Consider the following 21,432-nt stretch of genomic DNA (forward strand, 5'->3'; position numbering starts at 1 on the left):
AAGCCTTGGGCTGTTTCGGAGTTCTCGCCGCTGGACCGGGCATGCCGGGCATGTGTGTACTGCTGGCATGCCGATCGCTCCAACCGAGCAGGACCTGCTGACCTGCTGCGCCTCCCGGGCCTTCGCCCGGCATGTGGCCGCCCTGCGCCCCTACCGGGACCTGGCCCAGCTGACCACCGTGGCCGACGCCGCCGTGCGCGGCCTGGAGTGGCCGGACGTGCTGGAGGCGCTGGCCGCCCACCCGCGCATCGGACAGCGCGCGGCCGGCGCCGACCGTGAGGCCGCCTGGTCGCGCCAGGAGCAGTCGGGCGTGACCGACGGCACGCGCGCCGAGCTGGCCGAGGGCAACAAGGCCTACGAGGAGCGGTTCGGCCACGTGTACCTGATCTGCGCGACCGGGCTGAGCGGCGAGGAGATGCTGGCGCGGCTGCGCGAGCGGCTCCTCAACGACGCCGAGGCCGAGCAGGCCGTGGTCCGCGAGGAGCTGGCCAAGATCACCCGACTGCGATTGGCGAAGATGCTGTGAGTTTCTCCAGTCATGTTCTGAACGCGGCGAGCGGCCGCCCGGCCCAGGGCGTGCACGTACGGCTGGAGCACGAGGGGCGGACCGTCGCCGAGGGCCGCACCGACGAGGACGGCCGCGTCAAGGGCTGGAATCCAGGCCCAGGAGTCCACCGGGTGATCTTCACCGACCTGCCCTACCAGGACTTCTACCCCGAAGTGATCATCACGTTCCGGATCGACGACCCCGCCCAGCACTACCACGTGCCCCTGCTGCTGGCACCCTTCGCCTACTCCACCTACCGCGGGAGCTGAACCGTGACCCTCCTCCTAGGCCCCAACAGGTACGGCAAAGCCGAGACCCGCCTGGTGCGGGTCGTCCGCGACGGCGACGTCCACCACCTCAAGGATCTCAACGTCTCCTCCTCGCTCTCCGGCGAGATGGAGCCGGTCCACCTGACCGGCGACAACGCCGCGGTGCTGCCCACCGACACGCAGAAGAACACCGTCTACGCCTTCGCCAGGCGGCACGGCGTCGACCAGATCGAGGACTTCGCGCTGCTGCTGGCCTGCCACTACGTCGACAGCCAGCCCACCATCCACCACGCCAGGGTGGAGATCGAGGAGTACGCCTGGGAACGCATCCCGGCGACCGGCCACTCCTTCGTCCGCACCGGGCAGGAGGTGCGCACCTGCGTCGTGCACTACGACCGCGACGGCTCGGTCAGCGTCGTGTCGGGGCTGAAGGACCTGGTGGTGCTCAACTCCACCGGCTCGGAGTTCCACGGCTACATCGTCGACGGCTACACGACGCTGAAGCCGACCACGGACCGCATCCTCGCCACCGCGGTGGCGGCGCGGTGGCGGCACTCCGTTACCGACGTGGATTTCGGGAAATCATACGCTGAAGTGCGGAAACTCCTGCTGGAGGCCTTCGCCGACACGCACAGCCTGTCGCTGCAGCAGACGCTGTACGCGATGGGGCGGCGGGCCCTGGAGGCCAGGCCAGATGTGTGCGAGATCAGGTTCGCGATGCCGAACAAGCACCACTTCCTGGTGGATCTGGAGCCCTTCGGATTGGACAACGACAACGAGGTGTTCTACGCGGCCGACCGGCCCTACGGGCTGATCGAGGGCACGGTGCTGCGCGAGGACGCCCCTGACGCCGGACGCGCGTGGGAGTGACGGGCATGGACTTTCTGCGACCTTCGAGCTGGGACGAGGCGCTGGCCATGAAGGCCGCGACGCCGGGCGCCGTCCCCATCCAGGGCGGCACCGACGTCATGGTCGAGATCAACTTCGACGTGCACAGGCCCGCCGCGCTGCTCGACCTCAACAAGGTGCCCGAGCTGTTCACGTGGGAGCGCGTCGACGGCTCCTACCGGGTCGGCGCCGGCGTGCCGTACGTGCAGATCATCGCCGAGCTCGGCCACGAGCTGCCCGGGCTGGCCCAGGCGGCGCGGACGGTCGGCTCGCCGCAGATCCGCAACCGCGGCACCGTGGGCGGCAACCTCGGCTCGGCCTCGCCCGCCGGCGACAGCCACCCGCCGCTGCTGGCCGCAGACGCGATCATCGAGGTGGCCTCGCCGGCCGGCACCCGGATGATCCCGGCCCACGAGTTCTACCTCGGGGTCAAGAAGTCGGCGCTGCGGCCCGACGAGCTCATCAGGGCGTTCTGGATGAAGCCCGCCGACGGGCCGCAGTACTTCTCCAAGGTCGGCACCCGCAACGCCATGGTCATCGCGGTCTGCTCCTTCGCCGTCGCCCTGCACCCGTCGGAGCGGCGCGTCGGCACCGGCATCGGCTCGGCCGCGCCAACGCCGCGCAGGGCGCTCGAAGCGGAGGAGTTCCTCGCCGGGTCGCTCGACTGGGGGGCGCGTATGGATCCCGAGGTGCTGCGCCGCTTCGGAGAGCTCGTCGCGGCCGCCGCCTCGCCGATCGACGACGTGCGCGGCACGGCCGACTACCGCAGGCACGCCCTGGCGGTCATGGCCCGAAGGACCCTGACCTGGGCATGGAACGACTACCGGAAGGTTCGTGCGGCATGAGAGTGAACTTCACCGTCAACGGCCGCGCCGAGGCCGTCGACGACGTCTGGGAAGGCGAGAGCCTGCTCTACGTGCTCAGGGAGCGGGTCGGGCTGCCCGGCTCGAAGAACGCCTGCGAGCAGGGCGAGTGCGGCTCGTGCACGGTCTACCTGGACGGTACGCCGGTGTGCTCCTGCCTGGTCGCGGCCGGGCAGGTCGAAGGGCGCACGGTGCAGACCGTCGAGGGCCTGGCCACCGACGACGGGCTCGACCCCGTGCAGGAGGCCTTCGTGGAGTGCGGGGCCGTGCAGTGCGGCTTCTGCACCCCCGGCCTGATCGTGCAGGCGCACGACCTCATCGCCCGCGTGCCCGACCCGTCCGACGCCGAGATCCGCGAGGCCCTCGCGGGCAACCTGTGCCGGTGCACGGGCTACGAGAAGATCCTCGACGCCGTACGGCTCGCCGCCTCGCGGAAGGCCGTGTCCCCGTGAGCGAGCTTGTCGAGCGAACCAATAAGCACAGCATCGGAATCGATGGCCGCGGAGCGGTCATCGAGAACGTCTACATCGCGCCGGTCGCGGGCGCCGAGATCGAGTCCGGCTACCTGCGCATCGAGGGCGACCGGATCGCCGACCTCGGCCCCATGACCCAGGCGCACGCCGTACCCGGCGAGCGCATCGACGGGCGCGGCATGCTGGCCACCCCCGGCCTGGTCAACACCCACCACCACCTCTACCAGTGGGCCTCCCAGGGCCTGGCGCAGGACGCCACGCTGTTCGAGTGGCTGGTGGCGCTCTACCAGGTGTGGGCGGCCATGGACGCCGAGGTCGTGCACGGCGCCGCCTCCGCGGGGCTCGGCTACCTGGCGCTGTCGGGCTGCACCCTGTCGAGCGACCACCACTACGTCTTCCCCAAGGGCCGGGGCGACCTGTTCGCCGCCGAGATCGAGGCCGCGCGGAGCATCGGGCTGCGCTTCCACCCGGCGCGCGGCTCCATGGACCGCGGCCAGTCGCAGGGCGGCCTGCCGCCGGACGTCGTCGTCGAGCAGCTCGACGAGATCCTGGCCGCCACCGCCGAGGCCGTCGACATCTACCACGACCCCTCCTTCTCCTCGAAGCTGCGGATCGCGGTCGCGCCCTGCTCGCCGTTCTCCGTCAGCCGCGACCTCATGACCGAGGCCGCCTCGCTGGCCAGGTCCAAGGGCGTACGGCTGCACACCCACCTGGCCGAGACGGTCGACGAGGAGGAGCACTGCCTGGAGCAGTTCGGGCTGCGGCCGGTCGACTACATGGAGAAGCTCGGCTGGCTCGGCCCCGACGTGTGGTTCGCGCACAGCGTGCACCTGTCCGACGCCGACATCGACAAGTTCGCCCGCACCGGCACCGGCTCGGCCCACTGCCCCTCCTCCAACGGTCGGTTGGGGGCGGGCATCGCGAGGGTCTCGGAGATGCTCAGGCGCGGCGCCAACGTCGGGCTCGGCGTCGACGGCAACGCCTCCAGCGAGCTCACGCCGTTGGCGGGCGAGATGCGCCAGGCGATGCTCTTCCAGCGCGCCAGATACGGCCCGACCGCGCTGACCGCCCGGCAGGCGCTGGAGATGGCCACCCTCGGCGGCGCCCGCAACCTGGGACGCCAGGGCGAGCTCGGCACGCTGGAGGTGGGCAAGCTCGCCGACATCGCGCTGTGGCGGGTCGACGGCGCCTTCACCTCGGCCGTCGCCGACCCGGTCGCGGCCCTGGTCTTCGGGCCGCAGCTGCCGCTGGCCAGGCTGCTCGTCGGCGGCGAGACCGTCGTGGAGGACGACGAGCTGAAGACCGTCTCGCAGGACCACGTCGGCCGCCTGGGCGCCGAGGCCTCGCGCCGGCTGCTGAACCTGGCCGAGAAGAAGGGCGTCACCGCCCAGAAGGAGGTGCACCAGTGACCGCGCCGCTTCGCGCGCCGCGCGAGATCGCCGCGCCCGGCAACGGGGGGGTGGGCGACAGCCCGCTGCGGCCCGACGGGACGCTGAAGGTCCGCGGCGAGTTCGCCTACTCCAGCGACCTGTGGATCGAGGGCATGTTGTGGGGCGCGACGCTTCGCAGCCCCCACCCGCGCGCCCGCATCGTCTCCATGGACATCGGGCCCGCCCTGGCCATGAACGGCGTGCACGCCGTCCTGACCCACGAGGACGTGCCGGGGCGCAAGCACTACGGCCTCGACCTCACCTGGGACCAGCCGGTCCTGGCGATCGGCGAGGTGCGCCACCAGGGCGAGCCGATCGCGCTCGTCGCCGCCGACCACCCTGAGATCGCCCGCCGCGCCCTGAAGGCGATCGTGATCGAGTGGGAGGTGCTCGAACCCCTCACCGACGCCCGCAGGGCCGCCTTCGACCCCGCCTACCCGCAGGTGCAGGAGCGCCCCAACCCCGCCCGCCACCAGCCGGTGCGCTTCGGCGACGTCGAGTCGGTGCGCGACCGGGCCGAGGTCGTCGTCACCGGCGCCTACGAGGTCGGCATCCAGGACCAGGCCTTTCTCGGGCCCGAGTCCGGCCTGGCGGTGCCGCGCGAGGACGGCGGGCTCGACCTGTACGTCGCCACCCAGTGGATGCACAACGACCTCAAGCAGATCGGGCCGTGCCTGGGCCTGACCGACGAGCAGATCCACATGACGCTCTCGGGCGTCGGCGGAGCGTTCGGCGGGCGCGAGGACCTGTCGATGCAGATCCACGCCGGCATGCTCGCCCTGCGCACCGGGCGGCCCATCAAGATCGTGTACAACCGCGAGGAGTCGTTCTTCGGCCACGTGCACCGGCACCCGGCCGAGATGCGCTACGAGTACGGCGCCACGCGCGACGGCAGGATCCTCTACGCCGACGTGGAGATCCTGCTCGACGGAGGCGCCTACACCAGCGCCACCCTCAACGTCGTGGGCAACGCCGCCTCCCTGGGCGTCGGGCCGTACGCCATCCCGAACGTCAAGATCGACGCCTACGGCGTGTACACCAACAACCCGCCCTGTGGCGCCATGCGCGGCTTCGGCGCGGTCCAGGCGTGCTTCGCCTACGAGTCGATGATGGACAAGCTCGGCGCCGCCTGCGGCATCGACCCCGTCACCATCCGGCAGATCAACGCCGCCTCCCAGGGCACGCCCCTGGCGACCGGCCAGATCATCTGGGCCCCGCTGCCCATGGCCGAGATGCTGGAGCAGGCCAGGCGGCTGCCCATGCCGGCCGACCTCGACGCCTCCGACATCCGCAACCTGCCGGGCGGCGCCTCCCAGACGACCCACGGCGAGGGCGTACGGCGGGGCGTCGGCTACGGGGTGGGGCTCAAGAACATCTGCTTCTCCGAGGGCTACGACGACTACTCCACCGCCCGCGTGCGGCTGGAGGTCATCGGCGGCGTGGCCACCGCCCTCGTGCACACCGCGGCCGCCGAGGTCGGACAGGGACTGGTCACCGTCGAGGCCCAGATCGCTCGCACCGAGCTGGGAATCGAGCACGTGGTCATCCACCCGGCCGACAACGGCGTCGGCAGCGCCGGGTCCAGCTCGGCCTCCCGCCAGACGTACATGACCGGGGGCGCGGTCAAGACCGCCTGCGAAGCCGTACGGCAGGAGCTCTTCGCGCGGGTGCCCGGCGGGCACACCGACCTGTCCCTCGTCGGCGGGAAGATCGTCTCCGAGAGCATGGGCGTGCTGGCGGCCATCGAGGACGTCCTCGGCGAGGACGCCGTCGAGGAGACCCGGCGCTTCCACCACCACCCCACCACGGGCATGGACGAGCGCACCGGCCAAGGCGACACCCACGCCCAGCTCGGCCTGTGCGTGCACCGGGCCGTCGTCGACGTGGACGTCGAGCTGGGGCTGGTCAAGGTGGTCGAGCTGGCGGCCGTCCAGGACGTCGGCAAGATCATCAACCGGCTGTCGCTCGAAGGCCAGATCCACGGCGGCACCGCCCAGGGCCTGGGCCTGGCGGTGATGGAGGAGATCGTGGTGCGCGACGGCAAGGTCCGCAACCCGTCCTTCACCGACTACCTCATCCCCACGATCCTCGACATGCCTCCCATGCGGCTGGAGATCCTCGAGAACGCCGACCCCCGCGCCCCCTACGGCCTGCGCGGTGCGGGAGAGCCACCCACGCTCTCCTCCACGCCCGCCGTCGTCGCCGCCATCCGCGACGCCACCGGCCTGGACCTGACCCGGGTCCCCGTACGGCCGGAACACCTCACGGAGTGATCCCTGCTCCGGGTTAGTTGATCAACAGGGGCAGTCCCCCCACGGCTCCACAACCAACCCGAGCGGCAGGACTCGGCGAGTCCTGCCGCCGGTCGACCACGCCCTTAGGAGGGCCCGACCGATGACCCAGCTCCAATCCCCTCCCACCACCGGCCTCGACCGGTTCTTCCAGATCACCCCGCGCGGCAGCACCGTCGGCCGGGAGGTGCGCGGCGGCATCACGACCTTCGTGGCCGTCGCCTACGTGATCCTGCTCGTGCCGATCATCCTGTCCGGTGCGAAGGACGTCACCGGCGCCTCGCTGACCATCCCGCAGCTCACCACCGCCGTGGCGTTGTCGGCCGCCGTCACCACCATCCTCATGGGACTGGTCGGCAACGCGCCCTTCGCCCTGGCCTCCGGCCTGGGCATCGCCCCCGTCGTCGCCTTCCAGGCCGCGCCCCACATGACCTGGTCGCAGGCGATGGGCCTGGTCGTGCTCGAAGGCGTCGTCATCGTCATCCTCGCGCTGACCGGCGTCCGGCAGCTGATCATGGACGCCATCCCCACCCCGATCAAGCACGCCATCGGCGTCGGCATCGGCATGTTCATCGCGCTCATCGGCCTCGTCGACGCCGGCTTCGTCGGCAAGGGCGCGGGCACCCCCGTCACCCTCGGCGAGGGCGGCCACCTCGTCGGCTGGCCGATGGTCGTCTTCTGCGCAGGCCTGCTGCTCACCTTCGCCCTCTACGTGCGGCGGGTGCCCGGCGCGATCCTCATCGGCATCGTCGCCTCCACCGTGCTGGCCATCGTCGTCAACGCCCTGGTCTCAGGCATCACGTGGCCCGGCGTCGTGCAGCCGGCGATGCCCTCCGACATCGTCGCCCTGCCCGACTTCGGGCTCTTCCTCGACATCGACCTGTTCGGCGGATTCGCCCAGGCCGGCCCGCTGACCGCACTCGTGGTGCTCTTCACCCTGGTGCTGTCGGGCTTCTTCGACGCCATGGGCACCATCCTCGGCGTCGGCGAGGCGGCCGACATGGCCGACTCCCAGGGCCGCATCCGCGGCATCGGCAAGATCCTCACCATCGACGGCTTCGGCGCCATCATCGGCGGCGCCACCGGCGGCTCGGCCAACACCATCGTCGTGGAGTCGGCGGCGGGAGTCGGGGAGGGCGCTCGCACCGGCCTCGCCAGCCTCGTCACCGGCACCCTGTTCGCCGGCGCCATGTTCCTCACCCCGCTGGCCGCCGTCGTCCCCGCCCAGGCGGCCGCGCCCGCCCTCGTCCTGGTCGGCGCGCTCATGATGACCGCCGTCCGCAAGATCGAGTGGGACGACCTGGACCTGGCCATCCCGGCCTTCCTCACCATCTCGCTGATGCCGTTCACCTACTCCATCACCAACGGGGTCGGCGCCGGCGTCATCGCCTACACGGTGATCAAGGCCGCCCGCGGGCGCACGGACCAGATCCACTGGCTGTTGTGGGTGATCAGCCTGATCTTCGTGGGCTACTTCGGGATCGGCGTCCTCAGCTGACATCCACGGGGCCGCGCCCGCCTTCCCGGCGCGCGGCCCCCGTCCTGTTGTAAGGAGCGCTTTGATGCGGGAACTGGCCACCACCCTGCGGGCCTGGCTCGACGAGGGACGCGCCTTCGCCGTCGCCTCGGTCGTCACCACGAGCGGCAGCGCGCCCCGCCGGCCCGGCGCCGCCCTCGCCGTCAGCATCGACGGCGAGGCGATCGGGAGCGTGTCGGGCGGGTGCGTGGAGGGCGCGGTGTACGAGCTGTGCCTGGAGGTGATCGCCTCGGGGGAGCCGGTGCTGCGGCGGTTCGGCTACAGCGACGACGAGGCGTTCGCGGTGGGGCTGACGTGCGGGGGGATCATCGACGTGCTGGTGTGGCCGGGGTCGGACGAGCTGGCGGGGTACGTGGAGTCGCTGGCGGCGGACGAGCCGGTGGCACTGGCGCGCTCCCTGCCCGCGTCGGACCTGGCGCCGGGTTCGGACTTCACGCCCGCCGTGCCACCCGAGCCCGCTCCGTCGCCCGCCTTCGCCGATGTGCGGCCCCGGCTCGCCGTCGTCTGGCCCGCTCGTGACACCGGCGGCGACCCCGAGCTGGTCGCCGAGGTGCGGGCCATGCTGGAGAACGGCCGGACGGGCGTGCGCGACCTGTGCTCGCGCCGCGTCTTCGTCGAGTCCCACACCCCGCCCCCGCGCATGATCGTCTTCGGCGCCATCGACTTCGCCGCCGCCCTGACGAGGGTCGGCCGCCTGCTCGGCTACCACGTCACCATCTGCGACGCCCGTCCCGTCTTCGCCACCCCCCGCCGGTTCCCCGACGCCCACGAGGTCGTCGTCGAATGGCCCCACCGCTATCTCGCCCGCACCCCCGTGGACTCCCGCACCGTGATCGCCGTCCTCACCCACGACGCCAAGTTCGACGTCCCCCTCCTGGAGGTGGCGCTGCGCCTGGAGGTGGCCTACGTGGGCGCGATGGGCTCGCGCCGCACCCACGACGACCGTCTCGGCCGCCTGCGCGCGGCCGGTCTCACCGACGGCGAGCTGGCCCACCTTCGCTCGCCGATCGGCCTCGACCTCGGTGCCCGCACCCCTGAGGAGACCGCGCTGTCGATCGCCGCCGAGTTCGTCGCGCTGCGCCGCGGCGGCACGGGCCTGCCGCTGTCGGCGACCACCGGCCCGATCCACTCCCGCCTGCGCGCCGCCGTCTGAGCCCGCACCGAGCCGGGCGGGCTCAGACGTGGGCCAGGGCGGACGGCGTGCGGCACCCGTTGATGGCCGGAGCCTCCTGGACGAGCGCGTCGTCGGTGAGCGCCGCCACCATGAACAGCGCGAAGTCCACCCGCCGCGTCCTGTTGCTGGCCAGGATCGGGTCGCCCACGTGCCTGCTCCACACCGGCAGCCCCTGGCTCTCGCCCTCCTCCAGGTCGCTCCCGCGCACGACGGTCCACCGGGTGTCGCTGGCGAAGACGCGGCGGCACGCCTCGATCTGGTCGTCGATCTCGGCGAAGCGCGCGAAGCGCATCAGCGGGGCGATGACCTTCAGCATCAGCCGGAAGGTCCACGGGTAGACGTCGCGCCCGTCGCGCGTGATGTGCCACCCGCACGAGAAGATCAGCCGCGCCCCCGGCTCGGCGTGGTCGAGCACCGCCTGGGCGGTGCCGCTGGAGTACTTCTGCACCCTCCACGGCACCAGCACGGTCAGCACCCCGTCGCACCCGGCGACGGCCTTGCGGATGACCTCGCGGTCGTTGGTCTTGCCGGGCACGATGGTGATGCGGTCGGCGTACGGGGCGAGCTTGTCGACGCTGCCGGGCCGGCAGACGCCGACGACCTCGTAGCCCCGCTCCAGGCAGTGCCTGACCATGTAGCGCCCGAGTTTCCCCGAAGCGCCGACGATGCAGACCTTCATGCGATCCCTCCGATGACGACCTTGCCGCGGGCGTGGCGGCTCTCGACGTGGCGTACGGCCTCGGGCACTTCGGCGAACTGGAAGACCTGGTCGATGACGGGCCTGATGTCGCCCGCCTCGGCGTGTGCCGCGAGGCGGCGCAGCGACTCGGCGCCCGGCTCCCAGGTGATGGGGGTGATGCTCTGGCGCACGAAGCGGGTCATGAGCGAGCCCGCGAGGATCTGGATGAGCGGGCCGAACAGCCGCCCTCCGCCGGTCAGGCCGCCGACCAGGGCGAGCGTGCCGCGGGGGGCCAGGGCGCGGCGGAAGCGACGCAGCGAGTGGTTGCCGACGAGGTCCACGATGAGGTCGTAGCGCTCGCCCGAACGGGTGAAGTCGGTGCGGGTGTAATCGACGACGCGGTCGGCGCCGATGGAGCGGACCAGGTCGGCGTTGCGGGTGCCGCACACGCCGGTGACGACGGCGCCCGCGGCCTTGGCGAGCTGGACGGCGCAGGTGCCGATGCCGCCCGCCGCCCCGTTGACCAGGACGTGCTGGCCGGGGCGGAGCGTCTCCAGCGCCTTCATGGCGGTCTGGCCGGCCATCGGCAGGGCGGCGGCCTCCTCGAAGGTGAGGCCGTGCGGCTTGGGGGCCAGGCGGCCCACGGGGGCGGAGACGAGTTCGGCGAAGGCGCCGAGCTGCACGTCGCCGAAGACCTCGTCGCCGGGGCGGAAGGCGGAGCCGGCGGGCGCGTCCTCGACGACTCCGGCGAGGTCGGCGCCGAGGATGGAGCCGGGCTTGGGGCGGCGCAGCCCGGCGTACAGCCGGATGAACTGCGGGTCGGCGCGCAGGTGCCGCCAGTCGTAGGGGTTGACGGAGGCGGCGCGCACCCGCACCAGGACCTCGCCCTCCTTGCGCAGGGGCGGGTCGATGTCACGCATCTCGAGCACGTCGGGAGAGCCGTAGCGCTCCCAGGTCCAGGCCTTCATGATCGCTCCATACGCTGTAAGGTAGCCATACACCATAAGGGTGCCATACGGCGTAAGTCTGTCAAGGTCCTGAACTGAGAGAGTTCTCAGGAGGAGCGGCGGCGCTCCAGGCCCTCGAGGAGCAGATCGAGCCCGAACTCGAACTCGGACTGGTCGTCGCACCAGCTCAGCGTGGTGTCGGGATCGTCGTGCACGATCGACGCCATCATCCCGGCGATGTTCGGGAACTGCTGGGCCATCATCGCCATCATCTCGGGGTCGTCGTCGCCGGAGCCGGCGTCGTCGGGCTGGAAGAGCTCCATGGCGAAGCCGATCGCCCTGCTGCCCAAAGCATGGATCGCGTGGTGCGCCAGGTCCCAGGAGAAGCCGCCGGAGCGCAGGATGCCCAGCACCCCGTCGTAGTAGGCGATCAGCGGAGCGGCGATCTCCTTGCGGGTCTGGAAGACGGCCGGCGCCCACCGGTGGCGCAGCAGCACCTCGCGGGCGGTCAGGATGCGCCTGCGCAGCGCCGCCTGCCATCCGTCGTCGCCGGGCAGGCCGCCCACCGCCTCCAGGATCTCCCCGACGATCACCTCGATGAGGCCGTCGAGGATCGCCTCCTTGTTGGCGACGTGGTGGTAGAGCGACATGGGCTCGACGCCGAGCTCGGAGGCCAGCCGCCGCATGGTGAGCGCCTCGACGCCCGCCTCGTCGGCGATCGCGACGGCGGTGCGCAGGACACGGCGTTTGCTCAGCGGGACGCGCGGCTGCGCGTCGGTCTCCTCATCGATCCACATGGGACAGCTTACGCTCCAGGGGAGTACGGAACCTCGGGGTGACCTTCGCACCGCCGAGCCAGGCGGCCAGGCCCGCGGCCTCGGCCTCGATCATCGCCACGGCGTCGGACCCGACGTCGTCGAGCAGCTCCCAGACGATCTCGCCGTCGGCGCGGGTCGCCCAGCCGCCGACGATCCGGCCCTCCCACCATACGGTCGGCCCGATGTTGCCACTGCGGTCGAACAACGCCGGCCGGTGCTCGGGCGCCAGGTAGAAGTCGCGCTGCTGCCAGCCCATCGGCGTCGGGTCCAGCGCGGGCAGGAACGCCGCCCAGGGGGCGGGCGCGGCCACGGGTTCGAGGTCGTCGGGCAGGACGAACCCGGAGTCGACCTCCACGGCGCCCACCGCCGCGAGCGCCCTGCGGGTGTCGCCCAGGTTCCAGCCGGTCCACCACTTGACGTCGGCCTCGGTGCCGGGACCGAAGGCGGCCAGCCAGTGCCGGACGAGCTCGGCCTGCGCCGCACGCACGTCGAGCTCCAGGAGCGGCAGCGCCGCCGACCAGTTGTGCTGCTGGCTGATCCAGGTGCCCGCGGTACGGCCACGCCGGACGATCCTGCCCTCCATGCCGAGCAGGGCGATCAGCCGCGAGCCGATCGCCTGGCTCGTTTCGTACGGCTTGCCGATCGCGAAGCGCATCTGCTCGCGCAGCCGCGGCTCGGCGGCGGTCAGCTCGTTCACGCTGATCTCACCGCGCTCGGCCACCAGCCGCAGCACCGACGCCTCGACGTCGGCCAGGGCCTCGGCGCTCCAGTCGAGCCCACCCTCGGTCATGTGCTTGACCAGCTGCCTGCGCTCGCGCACCGCGATGGCGGCGCTGGTGGAGAAGTGCACGACGGGCGCGAGCTCGGCGGGCACCACGAAGACGGTGCGGCGCATGCCGTGCAGGCGCACCAGCGAACCGTCGTACAGCTCCCGCTCGATGCGCTCCAGCCCGGGATCGGCGATGCGGGCCCCGGCCGACAGGTAGACGGTAGCCGGGTCGGTGGCGTGCAGCGCCACGACCGCCGAGGTCGCGGCGGCCACGCCGGAGGCAGGGGCCGTCAGGGCGTGCCGCACCCCGAGGCGGGCGCGGCGCTCGGCCACCGGGATCGTACGCACAGCACCGATTGGACCATGGCACAACTGCGGCGCGCCAACCGGCGTGGAGCTTCGGACGTCTTGCCGCTATCGCGGACGGCGGAGCGGATTGTGTACTGGGACACACGAAGCCAGCAGGTACCGCGCCGCCCGGCTCGCACCCGGGCGGACCTACGGGCCTCACCTTGCGAGAGGACCTGCGATGGCCCTGATGTTCCTCAACGGCGGCGCCATGCGCGGCGGACCCCTCCACCACCTGCTGGACGGGTCGCCGCTCGTCGCCGAGACCGAGACCGCAGCCAAGTACCGGTTCTACTCCGTCGGCGGCCGCTGCCCCGCCCTGTCGCCCGTCTCCCACGGCGGCGCGGCGATCGCGGGCGAGCTGTACGACGTCGACCTGGACGTGCTGCGCGACAGGCTCCTGCCCGCCGAACCACCCGAACTCGAGCTGGGGGTGATCGAGCTGGCCGACGGCGGCTCGTCGCTGGCCATGCTGCTGCGCCGGCCGGTCGTCTCGCACGCCGAGCTGGTCGACATCACGACCCGGGGAAGGTGGGCCGGATGATCAGATTCGACGTGAACTGCTCCATTCTCTTCACGCACCTGCCGGTGACCGAGCGGCCCGCCGCCGCCCGCGCCGCCGGATTCGAGGGCGTGGAGTTCTGGTGGCCGTTCGCCGCCGACGTGCCAGGAGACCGCGAGGTCGACGCGTTCGTCCGCGCGGTGGAGGAGGCGGGGGTGCGCCTGGTCGGGCTGAACTTCGCCGACGACATCCCCGAGGGCGGGCGCGGGCTGTTCTCCCGTCCCGCCGACGCCGTACGGCTGCGCGACAACCTGGACGTGGCGGTCGGCATCGCCGGGCGCCTGGGCTGCACCGCGCTCAACGCCCTGTACGGCAACCGCGTCGGCGGACTCGACGCCCAGCAGGACGAGCTGGCGCTGGAGAACCTGCGCCTGGCCGCCTCCAAGGCCGCGGGCATCGGCGCCGTGGTGCTGGTCGAGGCGCTCAACTCCTACGAGTCGCCCTCCTACCCGCTGGTGTCGGCCGGGGCCGCGCTCGACGTGATCGAGGCGGTCGGCGAGCCCAACGTGCGCTTCCTGTGCGACCTGTACCACCTGGCGCGCATGGGCGAGGACCTGCCCGCCGCGCTGGCGCACCCGCTGACGGGACACGTGCAGATCGCCGACAACCCCGGCCGCGGCCGTCCGGGCACGGGCGAGCTGCCCCTGGCCGACCTGCTCGACGGCTACGACGGCTGGGTGGGCCTTGAGTACAAGGACCCGGAACTCGACTTCGACTGGACCAAGGAGTTCACGCAGTGAAGATCGCCTTCATCGGGCTGGGCATCATGGGCCGTCCCATGGCCGGTCACCTCGTCGCCGCGGGGCACGACGTCATCGGGTACGACCTGCAGCCGGTCGACTTCGGCGGGCGCCTCGCCGGCAGCGTGGCGCAGGCCGTGCAGGACGCCGAGGTGGTCGTCACCATGCTCCCTGCCGACCCGCAGGTCCTGGCGGTCTTCCCCGAGATCGCCGAGCACGCCCCGCCCGGCGCGCTGTACATCGACTTCTCCACCATCACCCCGCAGACCTCCCGCACGCTCGCCTCGCAGTGGAAGCGCGCTCTCGACGCCCCGGTCTCCGGCGGCGAGAAGGGCGCGGCCGACGCCGTCCTGTCGATCATGGTCGGCGGATCCCCCGACGACTTCGAGGCGGCCCGCCCGATCTTCGAGGCGGTCGGCAAGACCTTCAAGCTCGTCGGCGGCCCCGGAGCGGGCCAGTTCGTCAAGGCGGCCAACCAGCTCGTCGTCGGCGGCACCTACGCCCTGGTCGCCGAGGCCATCGTGCTGATGGAGGCCGCGGGCGTCGACGCCGGGGCAGGGCTCGACGTGCTCGCCGGAGGACTCGCGGGCTCGCGCATCCTGGAGCTCAAGCGCACCTCGATGCTCGAGCGGGAGTTCGCCCCCGGCTTCCGCATCGACCTGCACCACAAGGACATGGGCATCATCCTCGACGCCGCTCGCACCGCCGAGGTCGCCCTGCCGATGGGCGCCCTGACCGCCCAGCTCATCGCGAGCGCCCGTGCCCAGGGGTACGGCTCGCTCGATCACTCCGCCCTGCTCAAGGTCGTCGAAGGGTTGTCGTCCCGATGAAGATGCCCGCAATGAACGCCGTCGTCCACGTCATGCGCGACGAGGGCGTGGACGTGGCCTTCGGCTGCCCAGGCGCGGCGATCCTGCCGCTGTACAAGGCGATGGAGGAGCTCGGCGGCATCGAGCACCTGATCGTCCGGCACGAGGAGGGCGCCACCCACATGGCCGACGGCTGGGCCCGCACCAACGGCCGGGTCGGCGTCGCCATCGGCACCTCCGGCCCCGCCGGGACCAACATGATCACCGGCCTCTACACCGCGATGGCCGACTCCATCCCGATGATCGTCATCACCGGCCAGGCCGTGTCGTCCAAGCTCCACCAGGAGGCCTTCCAGGCGGTCGACATCGTCGAGATCGCCAAGCCCGTCACCAAGTGGGCGGTCCAGCTCAAGGAGGCGGGACAGGCGCCGTGGATCTTCCGCGAGGCCTTCCGCGTCGCCCGCTCGGGACGGCCCGGCCCGGTGCTCATCGACATCCCGGTCGACGTCGCCAAGCAGATCATCGAGTACGACCCCGCGATCGACGCCCCGCTGCCCGTCACGAAGGTCGAGCCGCACCCGCCGCGCGTGGAGCGCGCCCTGGACATGCTGCTGGCCGCCGAGCGCCCGCTCATCCTCGCGGGCGGCGGCGTGATCATCGGCGAGGCCTCGGCCGAACTGCGCGAGCTCGCCGAGCTCCTGCAGATCCCGGTGCAGGCCACCCTCATGGGCAAGGGCTCCATCGACGAGGACCACCCGCTGTACGCCGGCATGACCGGCATCCAGACCTCCCAGAGGTACGGCAACGCCTCGTTCCTGGAGTCGGACCTGGTCCTGGCCCTGGGCGCCCGCTTCGGCGACCGCCACACCGGCACCCTCGACGTCTACCGGGGCGAGCGGCGGTTCATCCACGTCGACATCGAGCCCACCCAGATCGGCAGGGTCTTCGAGCCCGACCTGGGCGTCGTCTCGGACACCCGGCTGTTCCTGCGGGCCCTCATCGCGCTGGCCAGGAGCCGCGGGCTGAGCCGTACGCCCGGAGCCTGGGTCTCCCGCGTCGGCGAGCTCAAGCGCACCCTCACCAGGCGCGAGGACTTCGACGACATCCCGGTCAAGGCCCCGCGGGTCTACAAGGAGATCAACGACTTCTTCGACGACGAGACGTACTTCGTCACCGCGATCGGGCTCTACCAGATCTGGGGCGGCCAGCACCAGAAGGCCGGCAAGCCCCGCCGCTACCAGGTCTGCGGCCAGGCGGGCCCGCTCGGCTGGGAGATCCCGGCGGCGATCGGCGTCAAGAAGGCCGCCCCCGAGGCGCAGGTCGTGGGCGTCGTCGGCGACTACGGCTTCCAGTTCCTCGTCGAGGAGCTGGCCGTGGCCGCGCAGTACGACGTGCCGTTCGTGCTGGTCATGCTGAACAACGAATACCTGGGCCTGATCCGCCAGGCGTCGATCCCGTACTCCATGAACTACGAGGTGAACATCCACTTCGACGAGTACGGCACCGACAACGTCAAGATCATGGAGGCGTACGGCTGCGCGGGGCGCCGGGTGTTCGACCCCGCCGACATCCGGCCCTCGCTGGAGTGGGCGGTCAAGGAGTCGCAGCGGCTGTCGCGCCCGGTGCTCGTCGAGATCATGATCGAGCGCGAGGCGAACACCCCGCACGGCCCGTCGATCGATGCGGTGGCCGAGTTCGAACCGCTTGTGGCCCAGGTGTGATGATGGGGCACGCCTTCCTGCCCGCTCGCACCGGGCAGGAAGGCGTGTTCCGCCTATTGTTCATCATCGCCGGAGGAGTTCGCAGTGGTTGACCCCGCCCAGAACCACGTCCTGATCGCGCCCGACAAGTTCAAGGGCTCACTGACGGCCGCCGAGGTCTGCGCGCACCTGGCGGCCGGGCTCGGCGTGCCCAGCCTCGCGCTGCCCGTCGCCGACGGGGGAGACGGGACTGTCGACGCGGTGGTGGCCTGTGGTTTCGCCCGGGTCGAGGTGTCCGTCACGGGGCCGACGGGCGAGCCCGTGACCGCCTCCTACGCCTGGGACGCAGGCGGCGGGACGGCGGTGGTGGAGCTCGCCGAGGCCTCGGGCCTGCGCCGCCTGCCCGGTGAGCGGCAGCCGTTGACGGCCACCAGTTTCGGCACCGGCGAGCTGATCGCCCACGCGCTGGCCGGGGGCGCCCGCCGCATCGTGCTCGGGCTCGGCGGCAGCGCCTGCACCGACGGGGGAGCGGGCATGGTCCAGGCGCTCGGCGCCCGCCTGCTCGACGCCTCGGGCGGCGAGCTGGCCAGGGGCGGCGCCGCGCTGTGCGAGCTCGACCGCATCGACCTGACGGGTTTCGCCCGCCTGTCGGGCGTCGAGGTCGTCGTGGCCAGCGACGTCGACAACCCGCTGCTCGGCCCGCACGGCGCCGCCGCCGTCTACGGCCCGCAGAAGGGCGCCACGCCCGACGACGTCGTCCTCCTGGAGTCGGCGCTGGCGCGCCTGGCCGCGGTCGCCACCCACACGCATGGCCTGGTGGGCGCGGTCGAGCACGACGGCACGCCGCGCCCGATGGGCGTCGCCGGAGCTCCGGGCGCCGGCGCGGCGGGCGGCGTCGGCTTCGCCGCGCTCGCCTTCCTCGGCGCCGAGGTACGGCCCGGCATCGAGTACCTGCTCGACCTCCTCGGCTTCGCCGAGCACGTCACCGGCGCCCGCCTGGTCATCACCGGCGAGGGCTCCCTTGACGCGCAGTCGCTGCGCGGCAAGGCGCCCGTCGGCGTCGCCCAGGCCGCGGCCAAGGCGGGCGTGCCCGTGATCGCCGTGTGCGGCAGGCGCGACCTCGGCGACGAGGAGCTGCAGGCCGCCGGCATCGAGGCCGCCTACGCCCTCACCGACCTCGAACCCGACACCGACCGCTGCATCGCCGAGGCGGGCCCCCTGCTGGAGAGGCTGGGCGCGGTGGTGGCGCGGGAACGGTTGTCATGAGCCACGAAGGAGGACAGGCGAACATGAGCGAGCACGACCTGGTGATCCGCTCCACTAGGGTCGTCACGCCCGGCGGCGTCACGCCCGCGACGGTGGTGGTCGACCGGGGCAGGATCACCGCCGTCGAGCCGCACGAGTCCGAAGCGCGCGGCGTGCGCGAGGTCGACCTCGGGACCACGGCGCTGCTGCCCGGCCTGGTCGACACGCACGTGCACGTGAACGAGCCGGGCAGGACCCACTGGGAGGGCTTCGCCTCGGCCACGCGCGCGGCGGCCGCCGGTGGCGTGACGACGATCGTCGACATGCCGCTCAACTCCCTGCCGCCGACGGTCGACGCCGACGCTCTGCGGACCAAGCAGAAGGCCGCGACCGGCCAGTGCTGGGTCGACGTGGGCTTCTGGGGCGGGGCGATCCCCGGCAACCTCGCCGACCTGGCCGCCCTGCACGAGCAGGGCGTCTACGGCTTCAAGTGTTTCCTGTCGCCCTCGGGCGTCGAGGAGTTCCCGCACCTGGACCTCGACGAGGTGCGCCAGGTCATGACCCGCCTGGCGGCGCTCGACGCGCTGCTGGTCGTGCACGCCGAAGACCCCCAGCTGCTGACCGAGCCTGAAGGGCCCTCCTACGGCCAGTTCCTCGACAGCAGGCCCGGCCGGTCGGAGCGACGGGCCGTCGAGCAGGTGATCGAGCTCGCCCGGCAGACCGGGGCCAGGACCCACATCCTCCACGTGTCGAGCGCCGAATGCCTGGAGCCCCTGGAGGCGGCCCAGCGGTCGGGCGTGCGGATCACGGCGGAGACCTGCCCGCACTACCTGACCCTGGAGGCCGAGCAGGTGCCCGAGGGCCAGACGGCCTTCAAGTGCTGCCCGCCGATCCGCGACTCGGCCAACCGTGACCGGTTGTGGGAGGGGCTGGCGCGGGGGGTGCTGAGCTGCGTCGTCTCCGACCACTCGCCGTCGACCGCGGACCTGAAGGTGCCCGACTTCGCCAGGGCGTGGGGCGGGATCGCCTCGCTCCAGCTCGGGCTGACGGCCATCTGGACGGAGGCGTCGCGGCGCGGGCACACGCTGCGCGATGTGGTGCGGTGGATGGCCGAGGCACCGGCCGCTCTGGGCGAAATTTCAGGAAAAGGTGCTATTAAGCCAGGTAACGATGCCGACCTCGTCGCCTTCGACCCGGAAGCCGATCACCTGGTCGACGCCGGAGCACTGCACCACAAGAACCCGGTCACGCCCTACCACGGCAGGCGGCTCAAGGGAGTCGTGGAGACGACCTGGCTGCGCGGCGGCGAGATCGGCAGCGAGCCGAACGGAACGTTCCTGAAGAAAGTGAGCACGTGAGATGACCCGCTTCACCAGCCTGCCCGATCTGGCGCTGCGCGGCCACGGCGGGGCGGTGATCGCCGCCAACGACGAGTCGTTCGCCGAGAGGGAGAGCCTCATCCGTCCGGGCCGGCCGGCCTTCCAGGCCGAGACGTTCGGCAACAAGGGCCAGGTCTACGACGGCTGGGAGACCCGCCGCCGCCGCGAGCCCGGCCACGACTGGGCGATCGTGCGCCTCGGCCTTCCCGGCGTCATCCGCGGCATCGTGATCGACACCGCGTGGTTCAAGGGCAACTACCCGCCCCACGCCTCCGTGGAGGCCAGCGCCGACCTGGAGACCTGGGTCGAGATCGTGCCCAGGAGCGAGCTCAAGGGCGACGCCGAGCACCACTTCGAGGTCGACGACGACGCCACCTACACCCACGTGCGGCTCAACATCTTCCCTGATGGCGGCGTCGCGCGCCTGCGCGTGCACGGCGAGGTGCGCACCGACCTGTCGATCTACGACGGGCTCGGCCTCGACCTGGCCGCCCTGGCCAACGGCGCCCTGGTGACCGAGTGCTCCAACGAGTACTACTCCGCGCCCAACAACGTCATCGCCCCCGGGCTCTCCCGCCACCAGGCCGAAGGCTGGGAGACCGCCCGCCGCCGCGTCGAGGGCAACGAGTGGCTGGTCATCCGGCTGGCCGCGCGCGGCACGATTAAGCTGGTGGAGATCGACACCACCAACCTGATCTTCAACGCGCCCGGCTGGGTCTCCCTCACCGGCATCGACGGGGACACCGAGGTGGAGCTGCTGCCGAAGACCAAGCTCGACCCCGACGCGCCGCACCGTTTCCGCCTGGCCGACGCGCCGCCGGTGACGCACGTGCGCGTCGACATCTACCCCGACGGAGGGCTGGCCAGGGTGCGCCTGCTGGGTCACATCACCGACACCGTGTGACCGTCCGGCAGGTCGACCCGCTCCACGATCAGGTACGGCAGGCCGGGCCGTACCGTCACCACCGCCCCTGAGTACTCAGCGGGACGCACCGCCCCCGTCGTCGGGAAACGCCCGGCCAGCACCAGATCGCCCGTCGCCGTCCAGCGATGGGCGATCGTCTTGACGGCGGCGGGCACGGGCATGCCGGGCGCCCGGCTCCATGCCGCCGACTCCAGGTCGAGCAGCCACAGGTCGAAGGACTGCCGTGGTCCCGGCCAGGCCGGCTCCACCAGCGCGACGGCGGCGGTGCGGCCGTCGGGCGACAGGGAGACCCAGCCCAACTGCCCGTCGGGCGCCGGGGGCGGCGCCAGCTCGACGATGGAGCCGGGCTTGCCGCCGCCCGGGTGCAGCTCGACGCGGAAGAGCTTCTCGCCCCGCGTGACGACCGCCCAGCGGCCCGCGGCGTCGTGCACGGACATGCCGGACAGGATCGACCGGCCGTCGGGGGCGAACAGGCCGCCGGCGCCGATCAGCCCGGCGGAGGTGTCCCGGTACGGCACGGTGGAGCAGGGATAGTCGCGGTCGGAGGCCGCGACGCCGCCCAGGCTGTAGAGGACGAGCGCGCAGGTGTCCTTCGAGCGCGGACGCACGACGTAGACGCCGGTCCCCGCGTGCTGGGGGAAGGCGGAGCCGCCACGGGCCAGGGGAGTGGCCGCCGCGCCGTCGAGCAGGTAGACGCGCCCCTTCTGCGGATCGGCGGCCGGCCCGCCGTACAGGACGTGCAGGCCCGCCGAGCTCTGCGACCACCACATCCAGCCCTGGGGCAGGCCGGTGACGGGCGTGCGCACGCCGGAGTTGGTGTCGAGCACGAACACCTCGTCACCCGAGACCAGCAGCCGCGTCCCGGCCGGACGGCCGGGCGGCCTGCCCGACAGGGGCGTCATCGGCGCGTGCATGCCCGACGGCGACGGGGACGGCGACGGGACAGCCTGGGGCTCAGGGGCCGACGTGCAACCGGCGAGCAGCAGGGCGGTGACGAGGAGGGTTCTCACGCCTGCCCATACACCGCCGGCCGCTCGCC

The 21,432-nt window shown here is 72.0% G+C and carries 21 protein-coding genes; 16 read left to right on the forward strand and 5 right to left on the reverse strand.

The genetic code is table 11. The annotated features are described in order from the left end of the window. The first annotated feature begins 67 nt into the window (after positions 1-67). The 9 genes from uraD to ACIBH1_RS08430 all read left to right on the forward strand — a co-directional run bounded on the left by uraD (position 68) and on the right by ACIBH1_RS08430 (position 9,451). Positions 68-526, forward strand: a complete 459-nt coding sequence (uraD, locus tag ACIBH1_RS08390; protein ID WP_397312930.1) for a 2-oxo-4-hydroxy-4-carboxy-5-ureidoimidazoline decarboxylase — start codon at positions 68-70, stop codon at positions 524-526. Beyond that, positions 523-816, forward strand: a complete 294-nt coding sequence (gene uraH, locus ACIBH1_RS08395) for a hydroxyisourate hydrolase (protein ID WP_397312932.1) — start codon at positions 523-525, stop codon at positions 814-816. The genes uraD and uraH overlap by 4 nt, the downstream gene beginning before the upstream one ends. 3 nt (positions 817-819) lie before the next feature. Then, entirely contained in the window at positions 820-1,686 is an 867-nt protein-coding gene (pucL, locus tag ACIBH1_RS08400; RefSeq protein WP_397312933.1) for a factor-independent urate hydroxylase, read from the forward strand. Positions 1,687-1,691: 5 nt separating this feature from the next. Beyond that, positions 1,692-2,549: an FAD binding domain-containing protein gene (locus tag ACIBH1_RS08405; RefSeq protein WP_397312934.1), complete on the forward strand. Its 858-nt coding sequence runs from the start codon at positions 1,692-1,694 to the stop codon at positions 2,547-2,549. Continuing rightward, positions 2,546-3,019: a (2Fe-2S)-binding protein gene (locus ACIBH1_RS08410; RefSeq protein WP_397312935.1), complete on the forward strand. Its 474-nt coding sequence runs from the start codon at positions 2,546-2,548 to the stop codon at positions 3,017-3,019. The genes ACIBH1_RS08405 and ACIBH1_RS08410 overlap by 4 nt, the downstream gene beginning before the upstream one ends. 59 nt (positions 3,020-3,078) lie before the next feature. Then, on the forward strand, positions 3,079-4,449 hold the full coding sequence (locus ACIBH1_RS08415) for an 8-oxoguanine deaminase (RefSeq protein WP_397313105.1): 1,371 nt from the start codon (positions 3,079-3,081) through the stop codon (positions 4,447-4,449). Beyond that, the gene (locus ACIBH1_RS08420; RefSeq protein WP_397312936.1) at positions 4,446-6,743 is read left to right on the forward strand and encodes a xanthine dehydrogenase family protein molybdopterin-binding subunit; all 2,298 of its coding nucleotides are present in this window, start codon (positions 4,446-4,448) and stop codon (positions 6,741-6,743) included. Before ACIBH1_RS08415 ends, ACIBH1_RS08420 begins: the two co-directional genes overlap by 4 nt. A gap of 121 nt (positions 6,744-6,864) precedes the next feature. After that, positions 6,865-8,259, forward strand: coding sequence for an NCS2 family permease (locus ACIBH1_RS08425; RefSeq protein WP_397312937.1), 1,395 nt, complete (start codon positions 6,865-6,867; stop codon positions 8,257-8,259). Positions 8,260-8,323: 64 nt separating this feature from the next. After that, positions 8,324-9,451, forward strand: a complete 1,128-nt coding sequence (locus ACIBH1_RS08430) for an XdhC family protein (protein WP_397312938.1) — start codon at positions 8,324-8,326, stop codon at positions 9,449-9,451. Positions 9,452-9,473: 22 nt separating this feature from the next. Here ACIBH1_RS08430 and ACIBH1_RS08435 read toward each other — a convergent pair whose 3' ends face one another. The 4 genes from ACIBH1_RS08435 to ACIBH1_RS08450 form a co-directional block, all read right to left on the reverse strand. Beyond that, entirely contained in the window at positions 9,474-10,151 is a 678-nt protein-coding gene (locus ACIBH1_RS08435) for an NAD(P)-dependent oxidoreductase (RefSeq protein WP_397312939.1), read from the reverse strand. Beyond that, positions 10,148-11,119, reverse strand: coding sequence for an NAD(P)-dependent alcohol dehydrogenase (locus tag ACIBH1_RS08440; protein WP_397312941.1), 972 nt, complete (start codon positions 11,117-11,119; stop codon positions 10,148-10,150). The genes ACIBH1_RS08435 and ACIBH1_RS08440 overlap by 4 nt, the downstream gene beginning before the upstream one ends. Positions 11,120-11,205: 86 nt before the next feature. After that, positions 11,206-11,895: a TetR/AcrR family transcriptional regulator C-terminal domain-containing protein gene (locus ACIBH1_RS08445; RefSeq protein ID WP_397312942.1), complete on the reverse strand. Its 690-nt coding sequence runs from the start codon at positions 11,893-11,895 to the stop codon at positions 11,206-11,208. After that, the gene (locus tag ACIBH1_RS08450) at positions 11,882-13,033 is read right to left on the reverse strand and encodes a winged helix DNA-binding domain-containing protein (protein WP_397312943.1); all 1,152 of its coding nucleotides are present in this window, start codon (positions 13,031-13,033) and stop codon (positions 11,882-11,884) included. Before ACIBH1_RS08450 ends, ACIBH1_RS08445 begins: the two co-directional genes overlap by 14 nt. Before the next feature lie 181 nt (positions 13,034-13,214). Here ACIBH1_RS08450 and ACIBH1_RS08455 point away from each other — a divergent pair, with 181 nt between their 5' ends. From ACIBH1_RS08455 to alc, 7 genes are all read left to right on the forward strand, one after another. Next, positions 13,215-13,577, forward strand: a complete 363-nt coding sequence (locus ACIBH1_RS08455) for a gamma-glutamylcyclotransferase (RefSeq protein WP_181608353.1) — start codon at positions 13,215-13,217, stop codon at positions 13,575-13,577. After that, entirely contained in the window at positions 13,574-14,335 is a 762-nt protein-coding gene (locus ACIBH1_RS08460; protein ID WP_397312944.1) for a hydroxypyruvate isomerase family protein, read from the forward strand. Before ACIBH1_RS08455 ends, ACIBH1_RS08460 begins: the two co-directional genes overlap by 4 nt. Next, entirely contained in the window at positions 14,332-15,165 is an 834-nt protein-coding gene (locus ACIBH1_RS08465; RefSeq protein ID WP_397312945.1) for an NAD(P)-dependent oxidoreductase, read from the forward strand. Before ACIBH1_RS08460 ends, ACIBH1_RS08465 begins: the two co-directional genes overlap by 4 nt. A gap of 2 nt (positions 15,166-15,167) precedes the next feature. Further along, a complete protein-coding gene (gcl, locus tag ACIBH1_RS08470) occupies positions 15,168-16,865 on the forward strand; it encodes a glyoxylate carboligase (RefSeq protein WP_397313106.1) in 1,698 nt (565 codons plus the stop codon). Between the two features lie 84 nt (positions 16,866-16,949). Beyond that, positions 16,950-18,110, forward strand: coding sequence for a glycerate kinase (locus tag ACIBH1_RS08475; protein WP_397312946.1), 1,161 nt, complete (start codon positions 16,950-16,952; stop codon positions 18,108-18,110). A gap of 23 nt (positions 18,111-18,133) precedes the next feature. Further along, on the forward strand, positions 18,134-19,447 hold the full coding sequence (allB, locus tag ACIBH1_RS08480; protein ID WP_397312947.1) for an allantoinase AllB: 1,314 nt from the start codon (positions 18,134-18,136) through the stop codon (positions 19,445-19,447). Position 19,448: 1 nt separating this feature from the next. Then, positions 19,449-20,372, forward strand: coding sequence for an allantoicase (gene alc / locus ACIBH1_RS08485; protein ID WP_397312949.1), 924 nt, complete (start codon positions 19,449-19,451; stop codon positions 20,370-20,372). Here the strand turns inward: alc and ACIBH1_RS08490 are convergent. Further along, on the reverse strand, positions 20,351-21,403 hold the full coding sequence (locus tag ACIBH1_RS08490; RefSeq protein ID WP_397312950.1) for a hypothetical protein: 1,053 nt from the start codon (positions 21,401-21,403) through the stop codon (positions 20,351-20,353). The genes alc and ACIBH1_RS08490 overlap by 22 nt on opposite strands. Positions 21,404-21,432 lie beyond the last annotated feature (29 nt).

This window comes from Nonomuraea sp. NPDC050663 (assembly GCF_044456985.1).
In the GTDB taxonomy this organism is placed as follows: domain Bacteria; phylum Actinomycetota; class Actinomycetes; order Streptosporangiales; family Streptosporangiaceae; genus Nonomuraea.